The sequence below is a fragment of the Candidatus Skiveiella danica genome, from assembly GCF_022705245.1.
GTDB classification, from domain to species: domain Bacteria; phylum Pseudomonadota; class Gammaproteobacteria; order Burkholderiales; family Burkholderiaceae_C; genus Skiveiella; species Skiveiella danica.
Window position 1 is genome coordinate 107,989 of sequence record NZ_JAKJEW010000005.1, and the last position, 26,306, is coordinate 134,294.

At 63.5% G+C, this 26,306-nt stretch carries 28 protein-coding genes, 1 tRNA gene and 2 pseudogenes; 12 read left to right on the top strand and 19 right to left on the bottom strand.

Annotated elements, in window-relative coordinates:
- Positions 1-1,464 carry a sensor histidine kinase gene (locus ACMUOY_RS04530; RefSeq protein ID WP_413891562.1) on the top strand — a complete coding sequence of 488 codons (1,464 nt, stop codon included), beginning with the start codon at positions 1-3 and terminating at the stop codon, positions 1,462-1,464.
- Positions 1,464-1,868: an RNA-binding S4 domain-containing protein gene (locus ACMUOY_RS04535; RefSeq protein WP_413891505.1), complete on the top strand. Its 405-nt coding sequence runs from the start codon at positions 1,464-1,466 to the stop codon at positions 1,866-1,868. The genes ACMUOY_RS04530 and ACMUOY_RS04535 overlap by 1 nt, the downstream gene beginning before the upstream one ends.
- Before the next feature lie 82 nt (positions 1,869-1,950).
- Here the strand turns inward: ACMUOY_RS04535 and ACMUOY_RS04540 are convergent, their stop codons facing one another.
- On the bottom strand, positions 1,951-3,021 hold the full coding sequence (locus ACMUOY_RS04540; RefSeq protein WP_413891506.1) for an MBL fold metallo-hydrolase: 1,071 nt from the start codon (positions 3,019-3,021) through the stop codon (positions 1,951-1,953).
- Between the two features lie 104 nt (positions 3,022-3,125).
- On the opposite strand from ACMUOY_RS04540, the gene ACMUOY_RS04545 reads away from it, so the two are divergent.
- On the top strand, positions 3,126-4,238 hold the full coding sequence (locus ACMUOY_RS04545; RefSeq protein ID WP_413891507.1) for an NADH:flavin oxidoreductase/NADH oxidase: 1,113 nt from the start codon (positions 3,126-3,128) through the stop codon (positions 4,236-4,238).
- Positions 4,239-4,349: 111 nt separating this feature from the next.
- Complete coding sequence (locus ACMUOY_RS04550; protein ID WP_413891508.1) at positions 4,350-5,147, top strand: 2-keto-4-pentenoate hydratase; 798 nt, start codon at positions 4,350-4,352, stop codon at positions 5,145-5,147.
- A gap of 23 nt (positions 5,148-5,170) precedes the next feature.
- Here the strand turns inward: ACMUOY_RS04550 and ACMUOY_RS04555 are convergent, their stop codons facing one another.
- Complete coding sequence (locus ACMUOY_RS04555; RefSeq protein WP_413891509.1) at positions 5,171-6,001, bottom strand: DUF3313 domain-containing protein; 831 nt, start codon at positions 5,999-6,001, stop codon at positions 5,171-5,173.
- Between the two features lie 733 nt (positions 6,002-6,734).
- On the opposite strand from ACMUOY_RS04555, the gene ACMUOY_RS04560 reads away from it, so the two are divergent.
- The 3 genes from ACMUOY_RS04560 (at position 6,735) to ACMUOY_RS04570 (ending at position 7,344) form a co-directional block, all read left to right on the top strand.
- A complete protein-coding gene (locus ACMUOY_RS04560) occupies positions 6,735-6,941 on the top strand; it encodes a hypothetical protein (protein WP_413891510.1) in 207 nt (68 codons plus the stop codon).
- Positions 6,942-6,950: 9 nt separating this feature from the next.
- On the top strand, positions 6,951-7,112 hold the full coding sequence (locus ACMUOY_RS04565; protein ID WP_413891511.1) for a hypothetical protein: 162 nt from the start codon (positions 6,951-6,953) through the stop codon (positions 7,110-7,112).
- A 91-nt stretch (positions 7,113-7,203) separates the two neighbouring features.
- Positions 7,204-7,344, top strand: a complete 141-nt coding sequence (locus tag ACMUOY_RS04570) for a hypothetical protein (protein WP_413891512.1) — start codon at positions 7,204-7,206, stop codon at positions 7,342-7,344.
- 228 nt (positions 7,345-7,572) lie between these two features.
- On the opposite strand, the gene ACMUOY_RS04575 is transcribed toward ACMUOY_RS04570, so the two are convergent.
- The 17 genes and pseudogenes from ACMUOY_RS04575 to cysS all read right to left on the bottom strand — a co-directional run bounded on the left by ACMUOY_RS04575 (position 7,573) and on the right by cysS (position 22,874).
- Positions 7,573-8,553: a S49 family peptidase gene (locus tag ACMUOY_RS04575; RefSeq protein ID WP_413891513.1), complete on the bottom strand. Its 981-nt coding sequence runs from the start codon at positions 8,551-8,553 to the stop codon at positions 7,573-7,575.
- Complete coding sequence (locus tag ACMUOY_RS04580; RefSeq protein ID WP_413891514.1) at positions 8,550-8,867, bottom strand: hypothetical protein; 318 nt, start codon at positions 8,865-8,867, stop codon at positions 8,550-8,552. Before ACMUOY_RS04580 ends, ACMUOY_RS04575 begins: the two co-directional genes overlap by 4 nt.
- A gap of 205 nt (positions 8,868-9,072) precedes the next feature.
- Positions 9,073-9,591: a hypothetical protein gene (locus ACMUOY_RS04585; protein ID WP_413891515.1), complete on the bottom strand. Its 519-nt coding sequence runs from the start codon at positions 9,589-9,591 to the stop codon at positions 9,073-9,075.
- Positions 9,584-9,784, bottom strand: a complete 201-nt coding sequence (locus ACMUOY_RS04590) for a hypothetical protein (RefSeq protein WP_413891516.1) — start codon at positions 9,782-9,784, stop codon at positions 9,584-9,586. The genes ACMUOY_RS04585 and ACMUOY_RS04590 overlap by 8 nt, the downstream gene beginning before the upstream one ends.
- A 67-nt stretch (positions 9,785-9,851) precedes the next feature.
- Complete coding sequence (locus tag ACMUOY_RS04595; RefSeq protein WP_413891517.1) at positions 9,852-10,271, bottom strand: hypothetical protein; 420 nt, start codon at positions 10,269-10,271, stop codon at positions 9,852-9,854.
- A 282-nt stretch (positions 10,272-10,553) separates the two neighbouring features.
- Positions 10,554-13,454, bottom strand: a complete 2,901-nt coding sequence (locus tag ACMUOY_RS04600) for a DUF927 domain-containing protein (RefSeq protein WP_413891518.1) — start codon at positions 13,452-13,454, stop codon at positions 10,554-10,556.
- Complete coding sequence (locus ACMUOY_RS04605) at positions 13,429-13,683, bottom strand: hypothetical protein (RefSeq protein WP_413891519.1); 255 nt, start codon at positions 13,681-13,683, stop codon at positions 13,429-13,431. The genes ACMUOY_RS04600 and ACMUOY_RS04605 overlap by 26 nt, the downstream gene beginning before the upstream one ends.
- A gap of 12 nt (positions 13,684-13,695) precedes the next feature.
- Positions 13,696-13,974 carry a helix-turn-helix transcriptional regulator gene (locus ACMUOY_RS04610; RefSeq protein WP_413891520.1) on the bottom strand — a complete coding sequence of 93 codons (279 nt, stop codon included), beginning with the start codon at positions 13,972-13,974 and terminating at the stop codon, positions 13,696-13,698.
- 96 nt (positions 13,975-14,070) lie between these two features.
- A complete protein-coding gene (locus ACMUOY_RS04615; RefSeq protein WP_413891521.1) occupies positions 14,071-14,790 on the bottom strand; it encodes a hypothetical protein in 720 nt (239 codons plus the stop codon).
- Positions 14,791-14,801: 11 nt separating this feature from the next.
- A pseudogene (radC, locus tag ACMUOY_RS04620) lies at positions 14,802-15,242 on the bottom strand (RadC family protein); the annotation flags it as partial.
- 590 nt (positions 15,243-15,832) lie between these two features.
- Entirely contained in the window at positions 15,833-17,056 is a 1,224-nt protein-coding gene (locus ACMUOY_RS04625) for a tyrosine-type recombinase/integrase (protein ID WP_413891522.1), read from the bottom strand.
- A gap of 185 nt (positions 17,057-17,241) precedes the next feature.
- A tRNA-Ser gene (locus tag ACMUOY_RS04630) sits at positions 17,242-17,334 on the bottom strand.
- Between the two features lie 34 nt (positions 17,335-17,368).
- Complete coding sequence (locus ACMUOY_RS04635) at positions 17,369-18,637, bottom strand: aspartate kinase (RefSeq protein WP_413891523.1); 1,269 nt, start codon at positions 18,635-18,637, stop codon at positions 17,369-17,371.
- A gap of 142 nt (positions 18,638-18,779) precedes the next feature.
- Positions 18,780-19,730: a tRNA lysidine(34) synthetase TilS gene (gene tilS / locus ACMUOY_RS04640; protein ID WP_413891524.1), complete on the bottom strand. Its 951-nt coding sequence runs from the start codon at positions 19,728-19,730 to the stop codon at positions 18,780-18,782.
- 43 nt (positions 19,731-19,773) lie between these two features.
- On the bottom strand, positions 19,774-20,751 hold the full coding sequence (locus ACMUOY_RS04645) for an acetyl-CoA carboxylase carboxyltransferase subunit alpha (RefSeq protein WP_413891525.1): 978 nt from the start codon (positions 20,749-20,751) through the stop codon (positions 19,774-19,776).
- Between the two features lie 50 nt (positions 20,752-20,801).
- Positions 20,802-21,452: a DNA-3-methyladenine glycosylase family protein gene (locus ACMUOY_RS04650; RefSeq protein ID WP_413891526.1), complete on the bottom strand. Its 651-nt coding sequence runs from the start codon at positions 21,450-21,452 to the stop codon at positions 20,802-20,804.
- A 45-nt stretch (positions 21,453-21,497) separates the two neighbouring features.
- A complete protein-coding gene (gene cysS, locus ACMUOY_RS04655; protein WP_413891527.1) occupies positions 21,498-22,874 on the bottom strand; it encodes a cysteine--tRNA ligase in 1,377 nt (458 codons plus the stop codon).
- A gap of 175 nt (positions 22,875-23,049) precedes the next feature.
- Between cysS and ACMUOY_RS04660 the strand changes: the two genes are divergently transcribed.
- The 5 genes and pseudogenes from ACMUOY_RS04660 (at position 23,050) to ACMUOY_RS04680 (ending at position 26,295) form a co-directional block, all read left to right on the top strand.
- Positions 23,050-23,850 carry a tetratricopeptide repeat protein gene (locus ACMUOY_RS04660; protein WP_413891528.1) on the top strand — a complete coding sequence of 267 codons (801 nt, stop codon included), beginning with the start codon at positions 23,050-23,052 and terminating at the stop codon, positions 23,848-23,850.
- Between the two features lie 3 nt (positions 23,851-23,853).
- The gene (locus ACMUOY_RS04665; protein WP_413891529.1) at positions 23,854-24,135 is read left to right on the top strand and encodes a hypothetical protein; all 282 of its coding nucleotides are present in this window, start codon (positions 23,854-23,856) and stop codon (positions 24,133-24,135) included.
- Positions 24,136-24,253: 118 nt separating this feature from the next.
- A pseudogene (locus ACMUOY_RS04670) lies at positions 24,254-25,105 on the top strand (L,D-transpeptidase family protein); the annotation flags it as partial.
- Positions 25,102-25,788 (top strand): peptidylprolyl isomerase, encoded by a 687-nt coding sequence (locus ACMUOY_RS04675; protein WP_413891530.1) that lies wholly within the window; start codon positions 25,102-25,104, stop codon positions 25,786-25,788. The pseudogene ACMUOY_RS04670 and the gene ACMUOY_RS04675, both read left to right, overlap by 4 nt.
- Positions 25,789-26,295 (top strand): peptidylprolyl isomerase, encoded by a 507-nt coding sequence (locus ACMUOY_RS04680; protein WP_413891531.1) that lies wholly within the window; start codon positions 25,789-25,791, stop codon positions 26,293-26,295.
- Positions 26,296-26,306 lie beyond the last annotated feature (11 nt).

Consider the following 26,306-nt stretch of genomic DNA (forward strand, 5'->3'; position numbering starts at 1 on the left):
ATGGGTGCTGTCCCGGCGGGCGCGGCGCGGCCCGCGTCCACCTCGGCGCGCGCACTGTCGCTGCGGCGCTACCTGCTGCTGGGCATCCTGCTGCCGGTCGGCCTCTTCGTCGTGATCAACACCTGGAGCCTGTACCGCCAGGCACAGGTCGCGGCCACGACCGCGTATGACCGCACGCTGCTGGCCTCGGCCAAGTCGATCAGCGAGCAGCTGGACGTCGAAGGCTACGACGACGACGCCCGGCTGAGGGCGCGGGTGCCCTATTCCGCACTGGAAGCGTTCGAGGCCGACAACCAGAGCCGCATCTACTACAAGGTGTCGAACCTGACCGGCGAGCTGGTCTCAGGCTACACCGCTTTGCCCCGTTGGCAGGGACGCATCCCCGACAAGCCGGCCTACGCCGCGCTGGTGGACTTCTACGACGACACCTACCTCGGTGAACCGGTGCGCGTGGCCGCCCTACTGCAGCCAGTCACCGGCACCGGAGGCAGGGCCATGGCCGTGATCCAGGTGGCCGAGACGCTGGAGTTGCGCCACACGTTGGCGCGGCAGATGCTGCTCGATACGCTGTGGCGCCAGGCTTTGCTGGTCGGCGTGATTGCCCTGGTGGTCGTGGTCGTGGTCCAGCGCGCCACCCGGCCGGTGCGAAAGCTGAGTGCCGAGCTCCAGGCTCGACCCGAGGGCGACCTGACCCCGATCGACGCGCCCGACGCCCCGCGGGAACTGCTGCCGCTGGTCGATGCCACCAATGCGGTGATGAACCGTCTGGAGCACTTGCTTGCGCACCAGAAACGCTTTGTGCGCGACGCCTCGCACCAGCTGCGCACGCCCCTGGCGGTGCTGAAGACCCAGGTGCAATCGGCCTTGCGCGGCGACGTCGAGCCCCGGCAGGCGCTCGAGGAAATCAATGAAACCGTGGACCGTGCAACCGCACTTGCCAACCAGATGCTGGCGCTGGCCAAGGTGGAGCAGCTTCGCCAGCAGACCGGCGAGGGTGTGCGTGACCTGGCCGATGCGGTCCGCGCGGTGGCGCTCGACCTATCGCCCCTCATCGCCGGCAAGGACATCGACTTCACGATCGAGACCACGCCGGCTCCGGTCGTCGCGCACCAGTGGATGCTGCAGGAACTGGCCCGCAACCTCCTGCACAACGCGATCAAGCACACCCCGGACGGCGCGCCGCTGGCGGTGCGCGTGGTGGCCGACTCGCGCACCGTCGCACTCACCGTCGGCGACAGCGGACCGGGAATCGCCAGCGAAATGGCGGCACGCCTGTTCCAGCCCTTCTCCGCGGGCGACGTACGCCACGGATCGGGGCTGGGACTGGCCATCTGCCGGGAAATCGCCGAAGCGCTCGGCGGCAGCATCAGCCTGGAGAACCGGATCGAGCGCGGGCGCACGGCCGGCCTGGATGCCACGGTGCGACTGCCAAGGGCCAACGACCCGGGGCACAATCCGCCTTGATGGAAAAACTGCGCATCGACAAGTGGCTGTGGGCCGCCCGCTTCTACAAGACCCGTAGCCTCGCCGTGGAGGAGATTGGTCGCGGAAGGGTCCAGGTCAACGGGCAGGACGCCAAGCCCTCGCGAGAGGTCAAGTCCGGCGATACGGTGGCGCTGCAGCAGGGACCGGTGCGGCGCACCGTTATCGTTCGGGGCATCTCGGGCATGCGCGGCCCGGCCCCGGTGGCCCAGGCGCTTTACGAAGAAACCGCCGACAGCGTCGTCGAGCGTGAACGCGCCGCGGAACAGCGCCGACTCGCGCCAGAGCCCGCGCTGGGCATCGCCCACGGCCGGCCCACCAAACGCGACCGGCGCGACATTGGCAAGGCCTGGGGCGATCGCTGGAGCGCATCGATCGACGATTGAGAGGAGGCGGCATTGCCGGCCGGGCGCGCAAAGCGGCCGTACTCTTGAGGCCCGCATCGACACGGGCAAATACGGGATACCTTCAGCTCTCCATCCGGTACCAGGCCACGCCCGCGCCATCCAGGGATCGCCGCACCTCACCGCGGTGCCACAGGTAGTTCAGGCAGGCCAGGCTCTCGCCCGTGGCCAGGTTGAGCAAACCGGCATCCGACTCGTCGATGGCCCGGCCAAACAGCGCCGCGAACACATCAACCGCACGCCGAGGCTCCTTCAGTGTCTTGCGAAGCCGGTCCAGCGTGCGGCCCTGCGAGGCGCCGAGATAGTCCAGACGCGCATGCAGCCCGCGGAAGCACTCGTTGTGCGACGGCAGCACCAGCACGTCGTCGGGCACCTCGCGCTTGAGCTTGGCCAGCGACTCCAGCCATTCGCGCATCGGGTCGGCGTCGGGTTCGGTCGGGTGGATCGACACGTTGGATGAGATGCGCGGCAGGACCTGATCGCCCGAGATCAGCAGCTTGAGTTCGGCGCAGTACAGGCAGGCGTGCTCCGGCGAATGGCCGGTGCCGACGATGACCCTCCAGGTATTGCCTCCGATGCGGATCAGTTCCCCATCGACGATGCGGCGGTAGCTCTCAGGCAGGGCGTGGATGCGTTTGCCGAAATTGCCGAATCGGGCCCGGTAATTCTCCAGCGCCGCCTCGCTCCAGCCTGCCCGGCGATAGAACGCGACACCGTCGTCGGGTGCCTCACGACCGGTATCTGCGGTCAACACGCGGCAGTTCAGGTACTCCAGCCGCGTCATCCACAGCCTGCAGTTGAACTTGCGCGTGAGCCACCCGGCCATGCCGATGTGGTCCGGATGCATGTGGGTGCCAAAGATCCGGGTCAACGGCCGCTGCTCGGTGGTGGAGGCAAAGAGTTCGCGCCAGGCAGCCAGGGTCTCATCAGTGCGCATCCCGGTGTCCACCACGGCCCAGCCCTCGTCGTCCTCAAGGCCCCAGACGTTGATGTGGTCGAGCGCGATCGGCAAGGGCATGCGCATCCAGACCACGCCCGGTGCGATCTGTTGCACCTTGCCGGGCTCGGGCGCCGACTTGAACGGGTAGATGAGCGTCGGCTTCTCCAGCCTCTCACGCTGCGGGGTGTCGGTCATGGGGCAGGATCCGGGAAGTGGGTCGACGAGCGATGGTAACTGCCCGCGCGGGGCACTGCGTTGCACCTGCGCGACTGCCCCGGGGTCGAGGAATAATGGCATCCATGAGCGCCCTCTTCTCACCCTTTCACCTTGGCCCGATCCAACTGGCCAACCGGATCGTCATCGCCCCCATGTGCCAGTACTCGGCCGAGAACGGCGAGGCCAGTGACTGGCACACCGTGCATCTGGGGCAGCTGGCGCTGTCAGGCGCCGGACTCCTGATCATCGAGGCCACGGCCGTGACACCCGAGGGCCGCATCAGCCCCGGCGACCTGGGCCTGTGGTCCGACGCGACGCAGGCCGCGCTGGCCCGGGTTCTGGCCACTGCGCGGCGCCATTCCCCCATGCCGGTGGCGATCCAGCTCTCGCACGCCGGGCGCAAGGCATCCAGCCGCGCACCCTGGGACGGCGGACAGCTGATCGCGCCCGGCGATGGCGGCTGGCTGCCACTGGCACCATCGGCCCTGCCGCACGCGGCCGGCGAAGCGCCGCCACAGGCGCTGGACACCGCAGGACTGGCACGCATCCAACAGGCCTTTGCCGATGCCGCGGTGCGCGCGCAAAAGATCGGCATCGACGCCATCGAGTTGCACGCCGCGCATGGTTACCTGTTGCATCAGTTCCTCTCGCCGATTGCAACCCAGCGCACCGACGCCTACGGTGGCTCGCTGGAGAACCGGATGCGTTTCCCGCTGGAGGTGTTCGAGGCGGTGCGCGCCGCCCTGCCGGTTGGCTATCCGGTCGGTATCCGACTATCGGCCACCGACTGGGTCGACGGCGGCTGGAATCTCGAGCAGAGCATCGCATTCAGCCAGGCCCTGCGCCAGCGGGGTTGTGCCTTCATCCATGTCTCCAGCGGGGGCGTGTCGCCGCTGCAAAAGATTGCCCTCGGACCGGGTTACCAGCTGCCGTTTGCCGAGGCCATCCGCACCGCCACCGGCCTGCCGACGATCGCGGTGGGCCTGATCACCGAGGCGGAACAGGCCGAAGCGATTGTTGCCACTGGCCAGGCCGATCTGGTGGCACTGGCCCGCGGGATGCTTTACGACCCGCACTGGCCCTGGCACGCGGCCGCGAAACTGGGTGCGAGGGTGCAGGCCCCGCGGCAATACTGGCGATCGCAGCCGCGCGAGCTGACCGGGCTGTTCGGTGACATCCGGATCGGACAGCGGTAGGCGGCCAGGCCTTCAGAGCTCCATGCTGGTTCGGCCACGGCTGCGCCGGACCCTTTTCCGAATCAACGCCGGGACCTGATCAAGGCCGCACCATCGTTTGAAAGAGCATCCATGGACCCGCACACCTTGCTCGAACACACCGACAGCGGACAACTGTGGAACGGCGCGCCCAGTGACGAGCCCGGCTTCGGCGTGAAAGAGGCCTATCAACAGGCCTTGGCGGTTCGGGCGCTGCGCATCGCACGCGGCGAACGCCCCGGAGGCTTCAAAATCGGATTCACCAACCGCCAGATCTGGGCGCGCTACAACGTCTTTGCCCCCATCTGGGGAACGGTGTGGGACACCACCCTGAGCTTCGTTGACGAACACGGCATCGTGTCCTCGGCAGGTACCTGCCAGCCCCGCCTGGAGCCTGAAGCGGTTTTCGGCATGAAAAGCACGCCCGTCCCGGACGCATCGCTGGACGAGCTCTTTGACGCGCTGGACTGGGTGGCACCGGGGTTCGAGGTGGTGCAGTCCCATCGGCCCGACTGGAAGTTCAAGGCCGCCGACACGGTTGCCGACGGGGGCCTTCACGCCCGGCTGATCGTCGGCCGAAAAATCCCGGTCGCGGCCCTCGCATCCTCCGCATCGGGCCTGCATCATCAACTCGCGGCGGCCCAGGTGTCTCTGCTGAAAGACGGACAGCTTGTCGAGCAGGGCGCGGGCGCCAACGTGCTGGACAGCCCGTTGCAGGCCCTTCTTCACTTTCTGACGGAACTTCGCCAATGCCCGGGCGCGCCCGACCTGACGGCGGGCGACGTGGTCACGACCGGCACCTGGACCGATGCCTGGCCGGTCAAGGCCGGTGATCGCTGGACAGCCAGATTCAGCTCACCGCTTCCATCCCTGAGCCTGACCATCGTGTAGCACCGCCGCCGAGGTCGACGCCATTATTGGGCTGGCGCGGATGCGCCCCGCAGCTGCGCGAGGCGTTGCGCCACCAGGCTCGACCATTTGTCGAATGCGTTGCGGGCATAGGACCAGGCCTGGAACGAGTTCAGGTAGCCGCCGACCCAGGTCTGTGCCGCCCCCGCAGCCCCTGCATTGACGTCAGCGGCGTATTTGCGTCCGATTTCGGTGTCACGGCACTCGCCGAGGACGGCGCCCGTGGCGCCATCGCGGAACTGCATCTCCATTCCGGTTTCACCCATGTAGGGCGTCGAGCCGGCCGGTCTTCCCGTGGCCACGCCCGATCCGGCCTCGGCCACGAACGCGTAGGGAATCAGCGTGCCGGCCAGGCTGTCGGTGACCACGGTGGGCACGAGATCGGTCAGAGCAATGCGCATGACCAGCACGCCGGGCCCGGCCTTGTCGACAACCTGCATCTGCGGCTTCAGGGCCTGGACCAACGAGTTGTGAAAGTAGTCGGTCAGGGTCTTCAGATCGCTGGGGTCGATCGTCTGCGCCCCGCTACCGGCCTTGGCCGGCGCCAGCGAAACCACAATGCGCGAAATCAGGACCTTGTCGTAGCTGCGCGCGTCCAGCTTCGAATCGCGCCAGCACTCAATGCCCTGCCCCCAGGTCGTCGGTTTCAGTCGCGCGAAATCGGAAAGGAATCCGCTGCGCGTGAGCCGCGCCGAATCGGTGGCGGTGATGCCCGTGCCGCTGATGGTCATGGAATCATTGGTCGCGCAGCCGGAGAACAGCGCGCATCCAGCAAGAACAAACGCCGCAACGGCCGGGCGCGAGAACGAAGGATCGATAGGAGATTCCAGTTTCATGCGAGAACCCAAAAAAGGATGATTATGGTCTGCCGCGTGCCGACCGATCACCAACCAGCCACTCCTCAAACGGATTGCTGCTTGCTCCTGTTCCGTCAGGCAGGGGCGGGCTCCGGGCAGCGGGATCGTGGATCGCGGGCCACGACAGTACGAGGGTCGCCGGAGGCGGCAAGGGCATGAAGCAAACCCGGCCCCGTTTGAAGGTGCAAACCCAATGACGGGACAAGGCCAGGAGCACCAAAATGAAAAACCCCAAGTGAATCAATCACTTAGGGTTCAAATTGGCGGAACGGAGGGCTTCACATGATGCCTTGAAACCCGCATGGATACTAGGTTTCACGTTTTTCAATTTCAGAATGTGCCCCCGAATATGCCCCCAAGTCGCACAGGCTTCCCCGGCTTTTCAGTGGCCCGTCCCATCATCTCTGGCGGGTCGGATAGCGCATTGCGTTTTGTGGCCCTTCTGCAACGCTGGGCACCTTGCCAGCTTGATCCCCAGGCGGTTTGGCCCGTGCTTGCCCCGGTCGGCTTCGGGCTCCCGCTTCGTTTTGTAGGGACTACCGGGACGAAAATGAAAAACGCTCGTAACCCGTTGTCACCATTGAAGAATTCCAGTCCCGGCAGTGTAGGGACTAAACGTTTTTCAGCAGGGGGCACAGGGGGCAACTCACTCCAGCAAGGTGCAGGCAGGTCCGGGCCACCAGCGCGCAACCCTCATGCTACGATTGCCCTCATGTCCCCCTTCCGATTCATACTCCACCTTGCCATAGCATGCGGCCTGCTGGCCCTGCTGAGCCTGCCGCTGCACGAGGCGCTGAGCGCGTTCTTCATGCAAGGCTTCGTGCTGTGCCTGCTGGGTGCTGCGGCATTGGTGCTGTCCGACGCCGCGCACGCGGTAGCGCGTGGCGCAAGCTGGCTGTTGACCGGACGCGAAGGCTAAAATCCGCCCATGCCCGCCCTGAACGGTTTTTTCGATCTCATGGCTACAGTCACGGTATTTGCCGGCCTGTATTGCCTATGGCTGGCCTTCGGCGCGCTGGCCCGCTGGGCCGGACTGACGCGGATGCAGGCGCTGGGCGCGGCCGTGCTGTTCGGCCTGTTCATGCGCTGACCCGTCCCAACCCGTATCCCGCGCCTTGAGCTCGCGCCATCCACGCTCAGCTTGATCTTGACTTCGTTGGCCATCAGAGTACGCTCCCGGCATGGACCACATCACATCCCTGATCGCCATTGCCGCTGGCGACGCCACCGCCTTGGCCGCCACGCGCGGCATCAGCGCCAAGTGGGTGCGTCGCATTGCCTTCGTGCTGCTGGCCTGCGGCATTTGCTGGCTGTTCACCTGAACGGAACGGCACGCCTCACCGCTTATCCTGATCGCGCAGAGGTGCAATATCTAGCCACGGAAAAAGCCCGGACACTGCCGGGCTTTTCCTCCTTCGGTGCCACCGCCGCACGAAAAACCCCGAAGGATTCCACAGTTTGATGGCTGTCACCGTGGCCAGGCAGGTCGCGGCCTTGCGGCCGGTCGTGAAGCCCTGCGTTACCGCTGGGCAGTCAGAGGTAAAAGGGGCTCATGCCAGGCGCTCTACCGCCTTGACCGCAGACAGATAATCCGTGCCAGGTCGGCTGCGCATGTAGTTCTTCGCTGCCTGGTCAAGTTCGGCCCGGGTCTTGGGGCGATTTGCCGCAGATGCCGAAGCGGCTTTCGCTGCGGTGCGGTCCTTGTTCAGCATTGAAACCAGATTGGGCATCGTCACGATGCCGTCGGCAAGCCCTGCGTCGATGGCCTGTTTGCCAACGAAAACCTTACCGTCGGCCATGTCGCGCAAAACGGTTGCTGTGCTGACGCCCCGATTCTTGGCAACGGCCTCCACAAACAGGCTGTAGGTGTAGTCCACCTGGTTTTGAATCGTTTGCCGGCCTTCTTCGCTCAGGGGGGCGTAGTTGCTGGCAATGCGCTTGTATCGGCCGGCGGTTATCTCGCTTGTCTTGACGCCCTGCGCGGCTTGCGAGCCGGAAATGTCGGTGTGAGTGGACACAACGCCAATGCTCCCGGCTTGTGTGGTGCCATCCGCCAGGAATACCGATTGCGCGGCGCTGCCGATCCAGTAGGCTGCACTGCAAATGGTGCCGCTAGCCAGCGTCACCACGGGCTTCTGCAATCGCGCGGCATGGACGGCATTTGCCAAGGCTTCGGTTCCGTCCACGGTGCCGCCGGGGCTGTCGATGGAAAGGATGATGCTATGCACGGACGGATCGAGTAGCGCACTTTGCAGAGATTGCGCCGCAATTTGGGTGCTGGTGCCGCCGCTGATTTGCGTGAACAGGTTCATGCGCTTGGCAATGATGCCCTCGATGGGCAGCACGGCAACGCCGTCGATGATGTCGAAGGCCTTGGGCTCGTTGGCCAGCGGGCGGCCCAGGCGCTTTTCGATGGCCTCCAGGTCGATTTTCTCGCCGCGTAGGCGCGTGGCGTAGATGGCTTGAATCTCCAGCAGCTTGCCGGGTTCGATGGCCCACGGCGCGTTGATGATGTTGATGAAGTTGTTCACGGTGCTGCGCTCACGGTAAAGGAGACGCCCTTGGCGGCCAGCCCGGCACGGATGCCCTCAACTGCATTGAAAGCTCCGATCAGGACGTATCCCGCCCGCTCGTTGCGCCGGACCTCGTGCGTTATGATTTTTTCAATCTCGCCGTTTCCATCTCGGGCGACAACCTTGGTGCTCTCCGCAATTGAGGTGTCTCCAGACAACGCAGCATTTATCAAGGCGGTCAATCGCTCCATGTCAAGTCGTGAGCCGGCCTGAAAATTCTTCACGATCATTGCGAAGCCCTCGGCGTAGGCGGCTTTTTGCGGCTCATTCATGGCGGGTCCTTCCTATTGGTGGTGGTGTGAGTCATGCCGCACTTGCGCCGTGAACTTGCGCCGTGCCTGGTGACTCACGGCCGGGTTGCGGTGACAACCCGGCCCCCAGTCGAAGCCCATGTTCAGCGTATGTGCCGGACACCGCCGGACTGTCGCTCGCACGCGCCTATGGGCTTCGTCCCTCGGCCCGCGTGACTGACTCAATTCACGAAACGGCCAGCCCGGCCTTCTCTGCCGTGGCCAGCAAATTGGCCTCGGTCGCCTTCAGCTTGGACAGCTTCGCTTCAAGTGCTTCCAGGGCCTTTGCTCGCTCTGCACGCGGCAGCCCGGCAGCGGGCAGGTCCATTGCTGCCATTCGCTCGGCCAGCAGCGCCACAACAGCATCTGGCCCAAACAAGCCGCACAGTTTTTTGTCGTGACTCAGCGGCCGGTTCATGCTCGGCTCGGGCAGAAGCTCCATGTTTTGCAGGTGCCGGTAAACGTCGCCATCGGTGATGGTTGGACGGTGCCGCACGCCGTTGATGACGGTTTTCAGGTGGGCTTGATATTCGTTTGCCCCGCGTTCGGCCCAGGTGCGGAACATGGCCAGCACATCAGCATCGGGCAGCGGTGCGAAGTTGACGTCTTCAATCTCGCGCGTCACCTCTTCAATTTGCACCCGCACAGATGCCAGCTCGTCGGCGAAATTCTTCAGGTTCTTGCGAACGGAAAAAAGGTCAAACATCGGTGGGTTCCTTGTTGTCGAACTTGACGTTCAGAGAAAAAGAGATCGGCTTTTTGCTGGCCGGGAGCACGGGCGTTACGGCCCCGGTTCCCAACAGATGATTGCCAATCTCATCTGGCACGGAAACAAGTGCCCCAGGCTCGAACGGCCCCATGTCGTTGATGTATCCGCCATGCACAAAAATGACCTGCATGTTCGCCTTTCGGTTGGTTGATGGAGCCTCCATTGAAATCGCTATCCACTGAAAAAGCTTCGGCCATTCACTTCACCGCTTGGTAGATCGTGCGGTCTGTCAGACCTTCGCCATCATTGAACTTGGCCACGTAGAAAAGGCACCGCCGCAGATCGCTACAGCCCTCGGGCGGGTGCTGCCACTCTCGCCAGGTCGCCCACGGCCCGCGCGTGATGAATGCGTTCAGCTCGCGCTCCAGGTAGCAGGCGCGTTTGAACGAACTTGGATCATTCATCGTGTCGGCCGCCTTGCGAAGCCAGTAATTCCGGGTCGCCTTTTTAAGTTGCGCGCCCGTGGCGGGGAGTCTGAGAAACCGATTGATCGACGTCGTGCCGCCGGACGCAAGCCACATCTGTGCAGCCAGTAAAAGCGCCACCATCGCATCCTGGTTGAACGCGCCGGTCGAAAGCGCCTCCAGCAGCGCATCACCTCGCAGGGGAGGCGTCATATTGGGCCCCCTCATAGCCGCGTAACGGGTCGATCCCGCTCAGCCTTGCTAACTTTTGCCATGCATTTACCTTGTTGAGTAACTAATTGCCAGGCCACCCGCTAGCCTTTTGACGCGGCACGAACAACCCGCGTTGGCGGGTGATGTGGAAGGACCCACAAGGGGGTGGGCCAGCTTTCGGCCCCGCCTTCAGCTTCCATTGCATCCTGGTGCCTTGGTTTTGCTGCGCGGAATGAACTTCGGCGCCCCGCCGCCCTTCGGCGGCCCGTGTGCTCCGCCGGGTCATGGGTCAAGCCCGAAGATGGCGGGCGGGATGAGGTAGCACCGGGCGGGGCCGATGCCGGGTAACGTGGTCTTGATGCTGTAGCGGCCGGGTTCCCTGGTAATCAAGCACCCATGCTCCAGAAGCACGCGGGCCACCGCCTGGTGGTCGAAGCCCTGACAGACTTCGGTCTTGAACGTCTCAGCCAGGACGTAGTATTCGAAGCTCATGCCCTCACCAATGTCTGCGGGCATCTCGTCGCCAATTTCTGCGCCGTGCTGAGAGTTGGTCTTGATTGGCTTGCCGCCCGAATCCAGCATCCGCCGTACCCCGGCCCGCATCAAGGTCTTCGGAACGCGGTCATTGGCGCCGGAACGATGCCAATACGAGAAGCGACCGTCACCGTTGGTTTCAAGGAAGCGCCGCACCTGTCGCAGCATGGCCGCGACTTCGCTACTGCCGGACCCGCCCCGCGATTGAATCCACGCCTCGAAGCAGGCACGGGCGGCCCGCGTGGCTTCACCCGCTGGCCAGCCGGTCAAGCCGGCTTCGGTGGCCAGCTCGCCCGCCGCTGCCACCAAGGCGAAGCGCCGCCCGCCGCGTTGGACTTGCCCGGCCGCGCTCTCGGGCACGATCTGCGCCTCTACAGCGTTCATACGCTCGCGCAGCGTCGCCGCCAGCCCTTCGGTATGGCTCACCAGATACTCCAGCCAGGCACGCCCTGCCGTGCCGTAGCAGCGGGCCGCGTGTTGCTTCACCCAGCCGGATAGCTCATGCCCCCCGTCAAATTCATGATTGGTTTCGGCCGCAGAGCCAGGCAACACTTCGGCCGGGATCGGGATCAGCCGGACTTCCTGCCCGCCCTTCATCACCTTGCCGGCCGTGCGCATGTGTTGCTCAAGCGAAACCTCGCCACTGCTCAGAAACAGCGTGCGCCAGGTTGGCTTCTGGCGCAGTCCGCCGCCCGCCTTTGCGCGGCTCTTTCCTGCACCGTCGGCCAGCATGTACGCCACGAGCCCGGCTTCAATCGCGTCAATCGCGCCCATTTCGTCAAGGATCAAGGTCGCGTCGTTGTGTTGCTCCCCAAGGTACTCGAACCCATTTGATGTGCCGCGCCATTTCTGGATGTAGCTCTCGGGGTCGTTTTCTGTACCCTTTCCGAACACGCTCGCAGCGATCAGGTAGGCGGTCGTTTTGCCGATACTGGTCGGGCCGGTCAACTGAAATCCGCCTCCAGGTGTGCCCGCTGCCCAGGCCAGCAGCGGCCCGGCAAACGCGGTCGCCGTGGCGAATGCAAACCGACTGTTACCGATGCACAGGCGGGCCAGGTCTTGCCGCCATCGTTCCAGCGTGCCGCGTTGACTGAAGCGGGCTTCAATGCCTGCCTCGCTATGAAAGATCACACGCTCGCCGCTCGGGCTGGTGCCCAGCGTCTCTTCTGGCAACACGTAGCAGCGGCCGTGCCAGCCGACACGGGGAACATGCCGCACCAGCTCGGCAGGGGCGCGGCTTTGCAGGTATTCGGTCAACCATCCCCGGCGCTTCGCATCGGTCGGGGTCATGAATCCTTGGCTCAGCAGCGCGGATCGAAACGCGGCCCCATCGCCCGCCAGCATGGACAGCTGCATCAACCAGCGCCGCCCAGCCCGGAAGGGCGTATCGAACTCCAACAGCAATGCCGCCTGGTTGTCGTTGCCGTCGCGGGCCAGGCCCGTGACGCGCAGCGGCCCGCACACTTTGCGCGGCATCCCGCCATCATCGCCGGGCGGGGTGAACCAGACGCCTTCATCGTCAACATGGAAGCGGTCAAAGGCGCGGCCGGTGTCGTGGGCATCGTTGCCGCCATCGTGGGGCGCATGGCGCGGGCCGTGTCTAGGGTTGCCCTGCCGGTCGGTTTGCGCAGCGTGGGCGGCCGATGCGCAGGCCTGGTGCGCCTCGATTGCGCCTTCGATACAAGCCCGCACCGCGTCAAGCCCTTCGCCCTGGTGCAGATCGTTGAAATCAGATCCATTTTCAGGAAGGGGCGCGGGGAACACGGCAAGGCCATGCACCGCACGCGCCGCCGCTTCGGCCTTCAGGCGGCCGGGGTTCGATCCGGTGCGGGCTTCGGTGGCGCGGTCATCATCGCCAGCAATCACAACCAAAACGGCCGGGTACAGCTTGCGCAGGGTCTTTGCCACGTTGGCCAGGTTGCCCGCATCAAAGGCCACAGCAGTCGGGCGGCCCGTGGCCTGGTGAACACTGGCGGCCGTGGCGTAGCCCTCGCACACGGCCAGCACGGGCGCACCTTCGGGTGTGCCGCACCAGTGCCACAGCCCGGACTTTGGGCCACCGGGAAGGAAGCGTTTTACCCCGCTGGCGTTGATCGTTTGCACGTTGCGCAACTCGCCGCCCGCGTCGCGCATAGGCACCAGCACGCGGCCGTCATCCGTGAAGCGCAGTCCATACGCCTGCACACCCTTGGCGGTCAGGTAGGCGCTTTCGCCCGCGTCGCTGGCTTGCCCCCACAGGGCCGCCGCTTCGGCCGCTGCGCGGGTGTGGGCGGCTTTGGTGCGGGCTTGCTCGCGCCGTTGGCTTTCGGCTCGGTCGCGTTCGCGTTGCGCCAGGGCTTCGGGGCTGGGTGCGGCCGGTGCCTGGTCGGGTTTGGGCAGTGTGAAGCCGTTTTCTTTGCCCAGGTGCAGCAACGTGCCAACGGTTACGCCGCCGCCTGCCTTCACGCTGCGCCAGGTGGCGGCCGTGGCCTTGGGGTCGAAGTTATCGGCCGTGGCGCTCCATGCCTCGAACAGTTCGCGGCCCGTGCTGTCGGGATATTCGGACTTGATGGCCATCGCCACCCGTGCCCAGGTTTCGCGGTCGCAGTTCGCCGGGATGTGCGAAAGCGCTTCGCGGATCAGCTCAGGCGTGATGGTTGTTTTTTTCATGGGGAGGGATCGCTGGACCGATGCAAAGCACTTCGCCGGTCTTGCCGTCTTTCACTTGAAGCTCAAGGCTTGGCAGCAGCTCCACGACAAAACCCCGTTTCAAACTGGTCTGCCAGGCGTATCGAATGCGCCGCCGCCAGATCGGCTGGCTTGGGAAGAAACTTGCCTTGAAAAGTTTTCTGGCTTCAGCAAGGATGCGGGCTTGCTCAAGGCTCTTGATGGTCGCCACTTCGCGACCCAATCAACGGGTCGCCGTCCGGGCCGCAATCCACTGGTCAATTTCGCTTTCACGCCAAGCCACCGCGCGGGCAGACAGACGCACGGGGGCCGGGAAGGTGTGTGATTTCATCCCGGCATAGACGCTTGATTTTTTCAAGCCCGTTCGTTCCTCCACTGCGTCCAATCTGAGCAGCTTTTCGGGCCGGGTCTGGGTGACGGTCACGCGGCCGTCATAGGTCTTGGGGGTTGCGCCGTGCGTGCTTTGCTCGGGCTGGGTTTCGGGTGGTTTTCTGGGGTCCATACATGCCTCATGAAGTTGAGGAATGCATGGTCTACGTTGCCGCAATCGCGGTAAATGTAGCCAGCCAGCAAACCACGCGGTTTGCTAGCAAACCCCCTATTTGGGCGCTGCTTTTTTGGCCTTTGGCAGCCACTCTCGGGCGATGGTATCGGGGGTCACAGCAGCCGAATCCTTCGGGAACCGCTTCTTTACTATCGGGGCATATTGCCGTGCAAATGACGCTTTGCTTTGCCCTTTGTCGGTCCTGTTGTGCCACTCTGAAAGCACCCAGGCGCGAGGCTGGGCATTCTTGGATTTGGCAATGTCGGACTTGTGTTGCGAGTATCCAAGCTCCAATGCTTTCGCGCCCGCCGCTTCGATCAGGTGAATATAGAACCAGCGGTCCAATGGCTCGTGATCCTGTAGCCAGCGTTCAAACTTCTCAAGGCAAAGGGTATTGCTTTTGCCGTCGTAACCGCTCCAGTAAAGCGCGACAAATTCCGCTGCGTCATCCTCGCATTTCCCTTGAAACTCTGCCGCCCTTTTAAGCCCGTCAAACAGGCGTTCGCGCTCGATTCTTTCCTGTTCGATATATCGGGCCGCCATACTGGCCAAATCGCCTTCCGTCCCGTCATACTTTTCCCCATCGAGACCGATAACGAATGCCGCTTCGCTGTCGAAACCTAGCTTAAAGCCAGTGTTCGCGTCGGCCTTTGGGCTAGCCGGTGTTTGGTGCTTCTTCATTCGCGCCCCCTTCACGGTGCGGCCTTCATTGGGTGCCAGCGCCAGGCCGGTGAAGGTGTCCGGCTTTTCGCCCCGTCGGGCTAGGCGTGGCAAAACTCAAGCCCTCAGATCAGGCCCCGTTCGGCCATGCTCAGGGCTGCGCCTGGTGCCACGATCACATGATCCAGCACCCGCACATCAACCAATGCCAGCCCCGCTTTCAGGGCCTGCGTCAGAGCCTCGTCGGCAGGACTTGGGGTAACGGTGCCTGAGGGGTGGTTGTGGGCCAGCACTGCGGCTACCGCGTTGTAGCCCAGTGCCGCAAGCACGATCTCGCGCGGGTACACGCTGGTCTGCGTCACCGTGCCCGTGAAGTGGACTTGAAACGCGATCAGCCGGTGTTGGCTGTCCAGGTACATGACCGCGAAATGCTCGCGCTGTTCCCCGGCTAGGTGCAATTGCAGGTAGTGCTTCACCGCATCGGGCGTGCGGAAAACCTCGCGTTCACGTAAGGCCCGCCCCACGATTTCGAGTGCTCGATCAAGCACCCCGCGTTCGCGCGCCCGCAGCCCGTGCCGGAACGAAAGCACGCCATCGGGAACGCCATAAGCGGGGGCGGGTTCGCACGTCCTGACGCCGGACCGGCCGGCCGGCCGCTTTGCCTTTGCTGTAGAGTTTGTTGCAACCATGATTCAAGCTCCTTTGTAGCCTGTTTGTGGCCAGGCGGGGCGGGTGGTGATGACACCCGCTCCGTCGCCTTTTGTGCCCGGCTCAAACCGCCGCCGGGCATGGCGGATTCTTTCATCGTTGGGGGCATTCGCCACCGTTTCGCGGCCCGCTGAGGGGTTCCAGGGGAAGGCCTCTTTGCGCTCATTTCCATAAACGTGCATGGTGGGCCACTACGGGCCGCACAGGTGCAGCGCCGGGCGGTTTAGCTGGGAAGTGGCAGGGTATGAATGATTGAATAAATCTTCATCATCTAATTCAGTCCCTATTTGCCCCCTGTTTGCCCCCTGCCAGGTCCCTACAGGTATCGGCCGCAAACCCGCATGAATGCTGGGTTTCAACGATTTCCCCCCTGCATCCCTACGATTTCCGCCGTTAGCAAGGGTTGGAAGCCCGTGCAAACGTCTGCACGCGGTGCTTTTCGTCATGGTCACGCGGCCCGCTGGGGTAGTTCGATCACGTCGGCACCCTTGCGCAGCTTGTCCAGGTGGATCGCCCAGGCGGTCATCATGGCCCGGCGCTCTTTCAGGTAGGTTGCGTGGTTGTAAGCGGCCACCGTTGCGTTTCGCTCCTGGTGCGCAAGCTGTAGCTCTATGACGTGGTGCGGGTAGCCCTGTTCGTGCAGGATGGTCGAAGCCACCCCCCGGAAGCCGTGTCCGGTCATTCGGCCCGCGTAGCCCATGCGTTTCAACGCGGCCAATATGGTGTTGTTGCTCATGGGCTTTTCGTGGTCGCGCTCTCCAGGGAACAGCAGCGCACGGCCCCCGGGCACTGTTTCCAGCGCCTGCAACACTTCCACCGCTTGCGGGGCCAAAGGCACGATGTGCGGGGTTTTCATCTTCATGCGGGCGGCCGGGATGCGCCACTCAGCCGCCCCCAGGTCGAATTCCGCCCACCGCGCCCCGATCAGTTCGCCCGTGCGTACAAAGGTAAGGGCCATCAGCTTCATGGCCAGGCGGGTGTAGGCGCTGCCCTGGTACGCCTCGATCTTGCGCAGCAGCTCGGGCATTTCCTTTGCGTCCAGTCGGGCGTAGTTCTCTTTGGTGCGGGGCTTGAGGGCGTCGGAGGGCCGCACATCGGCGGCCGGGTTGCGCTCGATCAGGCCATGCGCCACTGCAAACCGCAGGATCTGTCCGCACGTCTGCAATGACCGCTTGGCAATGTCCACTGCGCCTCTGGCCTCGATTGCCTTTGCCATCGCCAGCAACTGGGGGGCCGTGACACTGGCGGCCGGGCGTGCCCCCAGCGCCGGGAACACGTCCGCCTCAAGGCGTCGAATCACGTAGTCAGCATGGCGCGGGCTCTTGGGACCTTTCCAGTGTTCCCACCACTGGCGGGCCACTTTCTCAAAGGTGTTCGCGTCGCTCATGGCCCGGATCAGCTTCGCGTCACGCTTGATCTGTGCGGGGTCGTTGCCAGCGGCCAGCGTCTCGCGTGCCAGGTCACGGGCCTTGCGGGCCTGTGCCAGGGAAACAGCCGGGTACACCCCCAGCGCCAGGCGCTTTTCCTTGCCGCCGTGGCGGTACTTCATCCGCCAGTACTTGCCCCCGGCCGCCGTGACCTCAAGGTACATCCCCTTTTCATCAGACAAGCGGGCAACGGGCCGCCCTGGTGGGCACGCGGCCCGGTCGCATTCGATCTTGGTCAGTGGCATTTGGGGGCACTTTTCTTGGGGGCACCGGAAAATCCCGATTGATGCCCCCGAATATGCCCCCGGAATGAAGTGGCTGTCAAAACACTTTGCTGGACGCTAACAAACGAAAAAGCCCCGTAACTCTATGAATTACGGGGCTTTTTTCTTGTTTTTTGGACTTCTTTGGAAGTCCTAAAACTTATCTTTGGCGGAAACGGAGGGATTCGAACCCTCGATGAGGCTCTACACCCCATACTCCCTTAGCAGGGGAGCACCTTCGGCCACTCGGTCACGTTTCCAGCGTACGTATTATGCCTCAAGCAGGCCGCCGCTTCAGGCGGCTGGCTGGTCCAGTTCGAACACGCGGTGCAGCGCTCGCACGGCCAGTTCCATGTACTTTTCGTCGATCACGACCGAGGTCTTGATCTCCGAGGTGGAGATCATCTGGATATTGATGCCTTCTTCCGACAGGCAACGGAACATCTTGCTGGCAATGCCCACGTGGCTGCGCATGCCGATGCCGACGATGGAGACCTTGCAGATCTTGGCGTCGCCCGCCACTTCCTGCGCGCCCAGCGCCGGCACCACCTTGTCTTTCAGGAGGTCGATCGTCCGTGCGTAGTCGTTGCGGTGCACGGTGAAGCTGAAGTCGGTCTTTCCATCCTTGCTGACGTTCTGGATGATCACGTCGACTTCGATGTTTGCATCGGCCACCGCACCCAGGATCTGGTAGGCGATGCCGGGCTTGTCGGGCACGCCAAGTACGGAAATTTTGGCTTCGTCGCGATTGAACGCAATACCGGATACGACGGCTTGTTCCATTTTTTCGTCTTCCTCAAAGGTGATCAGGGTGCCGGACTTGGCTTCCTCGTCAATGTTGATATCCCAGGGCGTGAAACTGGACAGCACGCGCATGGGAACCTTGTACTTGCCGGCGAATTCGACCGAGCGGATCTGCAGAACCTTGGAGCCCAGGCTCGCCATCTCCAGCATTTCCTCGAAACTCACCGTCTGTAGACGCCGGGCCTCGGGTACCACGCGCGGATCGGTGGTGTAGACGCCATCCACATCGGTGTAGATCAGGCATTCGTCGGCTTTCATCGCGGCCGCCACGGCCACGGCCGAGGTGTCGGAGCCGCCTCGGCCCAGCGTGGTGATGTGCCCCGCGTCGTCGACACCCTGGAAGCCGGTGACGATGACCACCTTGCCAGCGGTCAGGTCGGCGCGCACCTTCTGGTCATCGATGCTCTCGATGCGCGCCTTGGTATAGGCACTGTTGGTGCGGATCGGAACCTGCCAGCCGGCGTAACTGACCGACTCCATCCCTTCGGCCTGTAGCGCGATGGCCAGCAACGCCGACGAGGCCTGCTCACCGGTCGCGGCCAGCATGTCGAGTTCGCGGTTGTACGCCGTGTCCGCCTTGGAGGGCGCCAACTCCTTGGCGAGGCCGAGCAGCCGGTTGGTTTCGCCACTCATGGCGCTGGGAACAACCACCATCTGGTGGCCGGCTCGGGCCCATTTGGCGACCCGCCGGGCGACGTTGCGGATGCGCTCGGTCGAGCCCATCGACGTGCCGCCGTATTTATGAACGATCAATGCCATGTGGTGTGATGCGGAAAAACGGGAATAGCGCGGCCCCGGATCGGCTCGAAAGCACCCCAGACGCGCCGAAAAGCCCCACCGGCAGGGTCCGGCAAAGCCTCGGGATTGTACCAACCGGACCGACGGCATCCGGACACCGCACTCAGGCGGCATGCCACTCGAGGGTATCGCCCTGCCGGCGCACGAATCCCCGGCCGATCTTCAGGTGCAGATGATGGCCCCGTGTGGTGCAGTCGGCCAGTTGGTCCAGCAGTTCATCCAGTTGCGCTTTGCTCGCGCTGGTGCCGTGGACCTGGCGCAGCCAATGGCGCAGCGCGTTGGCCTGGCGCGGTCGGGACAAGGCTTGAAGCCCGTCGATCCGGGGTGGCAGGCCCAGGGCCACCAGGTCCTGCGCGCCAAGGTCGCAGAGGATCGCCTGGGCCTGTGCGGCATGGGCCGCACTGCGGGCAAAGGTCTCGCGAAAGTGCGGGAACGCCGCTTCGATGGCCGGCAGCAGGCGTGCCCGGATGCGGTTGCGGGTGAACCGTACATCGGCATTGCTGGGGTCTTCCACCCATGCCTCGCCGCGCGCGATCAGCCAGTCACGGATAGCCGGGCCGGGCACCGCCAGCAGCGGGCGGTGGAAGGTCAGGCCGCCCCGTTGCCAGCAAGCCGGCATGGCCGACAGGCCGGGCAGGCCCGCGCCGCGCGACAGGGCCAGCAGGATGGTCTCGACCTGATCGTCCGCATGCTGGGCAATCGCAATGTTTTCGATAGCAACATCGGTCCATTCCACGCTGGGAATTGCCTCAAAAGCTTCGTATCTTGCCTGGCGGGCGGCATCTTCGGGGCTTGCGCCGCGCCCGTGCCGCGCGTCCACCCGGCGCACGGCCAATGGCACACCCAGGCGTGCGCACAACGTCTCGCAGTGCAACTGGAAGCCATCAGCCGCCGCCTGAAGGCCATGGTGAACGTGCATGGCGCGCACCTGCCCGGGCCATTTTTCGGCGCAGGCCAGCAACAGCGCGGTGGAATCTGCGCCGCCGCTGAGCGCAACCGCCAGGGGCAAGCCGGGATGGAATGCAGCCAGTGCCTCAGGCAGGGTCTGGCTCATGGCGGGAGTTCGGGCGCGGGCGGTTCACGCGCCCGTGGTGGCCTTACTTGCTGTCGGCCTTGGTGTCGGTGAAACGGCCATAGCCTTTGATCCGCTCATAGCGGCGCTCCAGCAGGTCCTTGACCTTGAGATCGCCGACCTGGCGGAAGGCATCGTTGAGAGCCCGCTTGAGAAAGGCGGCCATCTGGCGGGGATCACGGTGGGCGCCGCCCACGGGTTCGTTCACGATCTTGTCCACCACGCCGAGGGCCTTGAGTCGATGCGCAGTGATGCCCAAGGCTTCGGCCGCCTCCTGGGCCTTGTCGGAGGTCTTCCAGAGAATCGAGGCGCAGCCTTCCGGGCTGATGACCGAGTAGATCGAATACTGGAGCATCAGCACCTGGTCGCCCACAGAGATCGCCAGTGCGCCGCCGGAGCCGCCCTCACCGATGATGGTCGTGATGATCGGCACTTCCAGTTGCGCCATCTCGAAGATGTTGCGCCCTATCGCTTCCGACTGGCCGCGCTCCTCGGCGTCGATGCCCGGATAGGCGCCCGGCGTGTCCACGAAGGTAAAAACCGGCAGCTTGAATTTCTCGGCGGTCTTCATGAGCCGCAAGGCCTTGCGATAGCCCTCGGGCTTGCTCATGCCGAAGTTGCGCAGGCCGCGTTCACGGGTGTCGCGGCCCTTCTGCTGCCCCAACACCATGCAGGCCGTGCCATTGAAACGCGCCAGGCCGCCGACGATGCTCAGGTCGTCGGCAAAATGCCGATCGCCGTGGAGTTCGACGAAATCGGTGAATATTTCGTTGACATAGTCCAGCGTGTAGGGACGCTCGGCATGGCGGGCAATCTTGGTGATCTGCCACGGCGTGAGGTCCGAATAGATGTCCTTGGTGAGCTGCTGGCTCTTCTTGCTGAGCTGATCGATCTCTTCTGAAATATCAACGGCAGACTCGGTCTGCACATAGCGCAGCTCTTCAATCTTGCCTTCGAGATCGGCAATCGGTTGCTCAAAATCCAGAAATGTTCTCTTGGCCAACGACTGTTCTCCTGGTTCACCGCGAGGGGGCTTGTCCGATGTCCGAGGGCTCAGTAAGCGACGGGCTCGGGGTCGAGGGAGCGCCAAATATACCAAGTCGCCACGCTGCGGTAAGGCGCCCATGCAGCGGCCACCTCGCGCGCATCGCTGCGGCTGACGGCCTCGCCGGAAAAATAGTTCCGGCTGATGCCGTTGATCAGGCCCACATCGTCCAGTGGCAGCACATTGGGCCGCAGCAAGTGGAAGATCAGGAACATCTCGGCGGTCCAGCGGCCAATGCCACGAATCGCCACCAGTTCGCCAATGATGGCCTCGTCGTCCATGCCCTCCCAGGATCCGACATGCACAGCGCCGGAGTCGAAATGCAAGGCCAAATCAACCAGGTACTCGACCTTGCGCGCGCTCAACCCCGCCGCCCGCATGTCGTCCACCTTGAGCTTGAGCACGTTGGGCGGCGTCATGGCCCGTGGCAGGCCCGCAAACCGGTCCCACACCGTCTGTGCCGCCTTGACCGAGATCTGCTGGCCCACGATGCTTCGGGCCAAAGTCGTGAAGGCGTCGCCGCGCGACTGCAAACAGGCGTCACCAAACTGCGGGATCAGCCGCTTCATGACCCGGTCCTTGCGGATCAGGTGCTTGCAGGCCTCGTCCCAATAGGCCGGTGTGGCGATCTCGGGAGCTTTAATTTTTGTAGCAGACATGAACCGTTCGACGCTGGGAAAGGCAAAAAATCATGCAGAAAGCCCTCACTGGGCCGCTTCCCAGGTCGTGCCAGCGGCGGAATCCTTGAGCACAATACCCTGGGCCAGCAAGTCGTCGCGAATGCGGTCGGCCTCGGCGAAGTTACGGGCTTTCTTGGCTGCCGCCCGGGCAACGATCTGCTGCTGGATGCTGGCTTCGTCGAGCCCGGCGCCCGCTTGCAAGAAGGCTTTCGGGTCACACTGCAGCAAGCCCAATACACCGCCGAGCGTCTTGAGCAGCCCGGCCACCTGGGGCGACTTGCCACGGTTGATCTCGGCCGCCAATTCAAACAACACCGCTACGGCCTCCGGCGTTGCGAAGTCGTTGTCCATCGCCGCCTTGAAGCGGGCTGCATGGGGCTGCGTCCATTCAATGTCCACGGCAGCCGGCGTCACGGCGTCAAGCGCGGTATACAAGCGGCGTAGCGCATTGCGCGCGTCGTCCAGGTGCACATCGCTGTAGTTCAGCGGGCTGCGGTAGTGCGCGCGCACGATGAAGAACCGAATGGTTTCGGCGTCGAACTTCTCCAGCACCTCACGGATGGTGAAAAAGTTGCCGAGACTCTTCGACATCTTCTCGTTGTCGATGTTCACGAAGCCGTTGTGCATCCAGAACCGCGCGAGGGGCTTGCCGTGCGCGCCTTCACTCTGCGCGATCTCGTTCTCATGGTGCGGGAACTGCAGGTCCGCTCCGCCGCCGTGGATGTCGAAGGTCTCGCCCAACGTCGCGCAGGCCATGGCCGAGCATTCGATATGCCAGCCCGGACGACCCTTCCCCCAGGCGCTGTCCCATTTGGCGTCCTCGGGCTCAGTTGCCTTGGCCGCCTTCCAGAGCACGAAATCCAGCGGGTCTTCCTTGCCGTCGAGCACCGCCACGCGCTCGCCCGCATGCAGTTCGTCCAGCGATTTCCCCGACAGCTTGCCGTAGCCCGGGAACTTGCGCACCGCATAGTTCACGTCGCCCGCCTCGGTGCGGTAGGCCAGCCCCTTGTCCTGCAGCAGCTTCACGATCGCCAGCATCTGCGGCACGTAATCGGTGGCACAGGGGTCATGGGTCGGACGTTCGATGCCCAGCGCGTCGAAGTCCCGGTACATCTCGGCAATCATGCGCGTGGTCAGCGCCTTGATGGGTTCGTCGTTTTCCACCGCGCGGCGAATGATCTTGTCTTCGATGTCGGTGATGTTGCGCACGAAGGTCACCCGCAGGCCCGAGGCCTTGAGCCAGCGCTGCACCACGTCAAACACCACATTGGCACGCGCATGGCCGATGTGGCACAGGTCATAGACGGTGATGCCGCAGACATACATGCGCACATGACCGGGCTCGATCGGGTGAAACGCCTCCTGGGAACGCGACAAGGTGTTGTAGATGCGAAGGCTCATGGGATCAATGCGGGCAGCGGAGCAGAAATGGCATGGAAAGCGTGCTTTTTCCAGCGGAGTCGGTGTGGCGAAGTGGCTTTCGTGGCGGGGTCGTAACTTGACCCCCTCAGCTACAATCGAGGCCAGTATAAAGCCCGCGCTTGGGCTCGCTATTGCGCATTTTAGAAAAGACGCCATGAAGAACGCCCCGTCTGCCATCACGCACTGCGTGCGTCAGGTCTTCCGCCTGGTTGCCTTGGCAACCGCATTGGCAGCGCCACTGACTTACGCAGACGAATACAGCGATGTAAATCAACTCGTGCGCTCCGGCAAGCTGGCCGAAGCGCTGACCAAGGCCGACCAGTACCTGGTGTCCAAACCGCGTGACCCGCAGATGCGCTTCCTCAAGGGCGTGATCCAGACCGAGTCCGGCAAGCCGACGGATGCGATCGGCACGTTTGTCAAGCTGACCGAGGATTACCCGGAATTGCCCGAGCCGTACAACAACCTGGCCGTGCTGTACGCGAGCCAGGGACAGTACGACAAGGCCCGTGCCGCTCTGGAAATGGCCATCCGCACCAACCCCAGCTATGCCACGGCCCATGAGAACCTCGGCGATGTCTACGCCAAGCTCGCCAGCCAGGCCTACAGCAAGGCTTTGCAACTGGACAGCAGCAACACCGGCGTCCAGCCCAAGCTGGCCCTGATCGGCGGCGTTTTTGCGTTGGGTGCAAAAGGTGTGCGTCCGACTGCTCCGGCGGTAACGCCTGCCACGCAGACACCAACCACCGCCCCAGCCGGCACGCCGTCCGCGAGCACACTGGGGCCGGCCACCGTGTCGCTGCCTCCGGCGATACCTGCCGCCACGCCGGTCAAACCTGCAGCGAAAGCTGCCAGCACTACCCCGGCAACGGCACCCACCCCGGCAGCGCCCTCAAACGCTGAGAATGGCGTCGAAACCGCGGTGATCGCATGGGCGGCAGCCTGGTCTGCCTAGGACATGGCCCGTTTTCTCTCCGCGTACGGCACCGACCTCGACCCACCGGGCAAGCAGACGCGAAAGATGTGGGAAGAAGACCATCGCAGACACGTCTTTGGCAAGTCGTGTATTTCGGTCAAGCTGTCCACCTTGAACCTTGATTTGTATGGCAATAAGGCCATCGCCAAGTTCCGCCCGAGCTACTACGCCGACTCGCTCAACTTATCGAGCCGCAAGACCTTGGACTTGGTGAAATCCGGTGATCGGTGGGTCATCGTGAAGGAATCTTCGGGCGCCGGATGAAATGGATCTACACGGCTCCCGCGCGGCGTGCCGCTTCTGTTCCAGACGCGCTGTGATGCGGGTCTTCGCTCGGTATCCAAGGCTGGTACTGGCCAGACAGTACCAGCAGTCGTACGGTGCGGCGACCGAGTCGCCATCGTGGACTGCTATAAAGACAGCAGCCCCGATGCTGGCCGACCTGCGCGAAGAGTCCCGCATCCGGCTGAAAGCACTGCGCGAGCGCCCGCGGCCCGGGAGCATTCAGTCGCAATTCCTGGCCTTGTCGCCCCGCACCCGCCATGCCATCGCGGTGGACACCTCCAAGTCGCGGCTCTACCTTTTCGAGAACTCCGCCGAAGGTCTGAAGCTGATTGCCGATTACTACACCTCAATCGGGAAATCAGGTATTGAGAAGAACCTGGAGGGGGACCAGCGCACCCCGCTGGACGTCAGCCGGGGGAAAACCGGTGGAGGCATCTGGCTGCACGGCACGCCGCCAGGCCAGTTCTCGCGCGCGCCCAAAGCGTCCGACGGCTGAGTGGTGTTGGCCAACCCCGATCTGGAGCGCATCATCCGCACCGTGGAGGTTCGCACCACCCCGGTTGTGATTGCACAGCAACTGCATTGGGCCCCGCCCCACAGCGTGCGCGCCGACAGCAAGACCTTCGAAGACGCCCTGCAGGCCTGGCGCGGCGCCAAGGCCAGTGGTGACCTGAACCGCGTGCTGGGCTACTATGCACCGGATTTCCGCAGCTTTGCCAAGACGCTGCAGGAGTGGACGCCCACGCTTCGCAGTGAAATGGCCAGCGCAAAGGGACGTGGCATCGAACTCAAGGATCTGTCTTACCTGCGTTGGACCGACAGTTCCGACATCATGGTCGCCACCTTCGGCGAGGTGGTCGCCGGCACGCGGACCGGAGTGGTGAAGCGGCAATACTGGGTGCGCAGGGGCACCCAGTGGAAGATATTCTTTGAAGGAGTGCTTGGATGACGATTCACAGGATTGCGGCTACCCGCCGCGCGCTGCTGGCGAGTGCAATTCTTTTGATTCTTTCCGGCCCGGCCATCGGTGCCGACGCGCCGCGCGTCAAGTTCACCACCACGGCAGGGGACTTCGTGATCGAGGTGTATCCGGACAAGGCCCCCAAGACCGTTGAGAACTTTCTGCAATACGTCAAGGACAAGCACTACGACGGCACCATTTTCCACCGCGTGATCGACAATTTCATGGTTCAGGGCGGCGGCTTTGATGCCAAGTACGTGCAAAAGCCAACCCGTGCTGCGGTGACGCACGAAGGCCGCGACGCACTCGCCAAGGGTGGGGCTAAGAACGTGGTCGGCACCGTGGCCATGGCGCGCACCAACGACCCCCACTCGGCAACCGCCCAGTTCTTCATCAACGTGAAGGACAATGCCTTCCTCGACCCCACGCCGATCCCGCCGGGTGACCCCGTGCCCCGCTTCGAATACCAGGGCCGCGTCTATGAAAATACGCCGCGCGCCCAACTGATGAATGCACCCCAGCTGTACGGCTACACCGTCTTCGGCAAGGTTGTCAGCGGCATGGACGTCGTCAACAGCATCAAGGCCACACCCACTGGTGCGGGTGGCCCCTTCCCTTCGGACGTCCCCAAGACGCCGATCATCATCAACTCAGCCACCCTGGTGAAATAAATGAACAAACCCCAAGTCGAACTCCACATCGCCAACTACGGCGTCATCACGCTTGAACTGGACGCGGACAAGGCACCCAAGTCGGTGGCCAACTTCCTGAGCTATGTCAACAAGGGCCACTATGACAACACCGTCTTTCATCGGGTGATTCCGGGCTTCATGATCCAGGGCGGCGGCATGGAGCCGGGCATGAAGCAAAAGGCCACCGATCCACAGATCGAAAACGAGGCCAACAACGGTCTCAAGAATGACATGTACACCGTGGCGATGGCCCGAACCAATGCGCCCCACTCCGCCACCTCGCAGTTCTTTATCAATGTGGCGAAAAACGACTTCCTCAACCACACCGCACCCAGCGCCCAGGGTTGGGGTTATGCCGTCTTCGGCAAGGTGATTGCAGGCACCGATGTGGTTGACAAGATCAAGGCGGTCAAGACCGGAAACAAGATGGGACATGCCGATGTGCCGGTGACGGATGTGGTCATCGAGAAGGCTGTCGCCCTCTGACCCGGAATCCA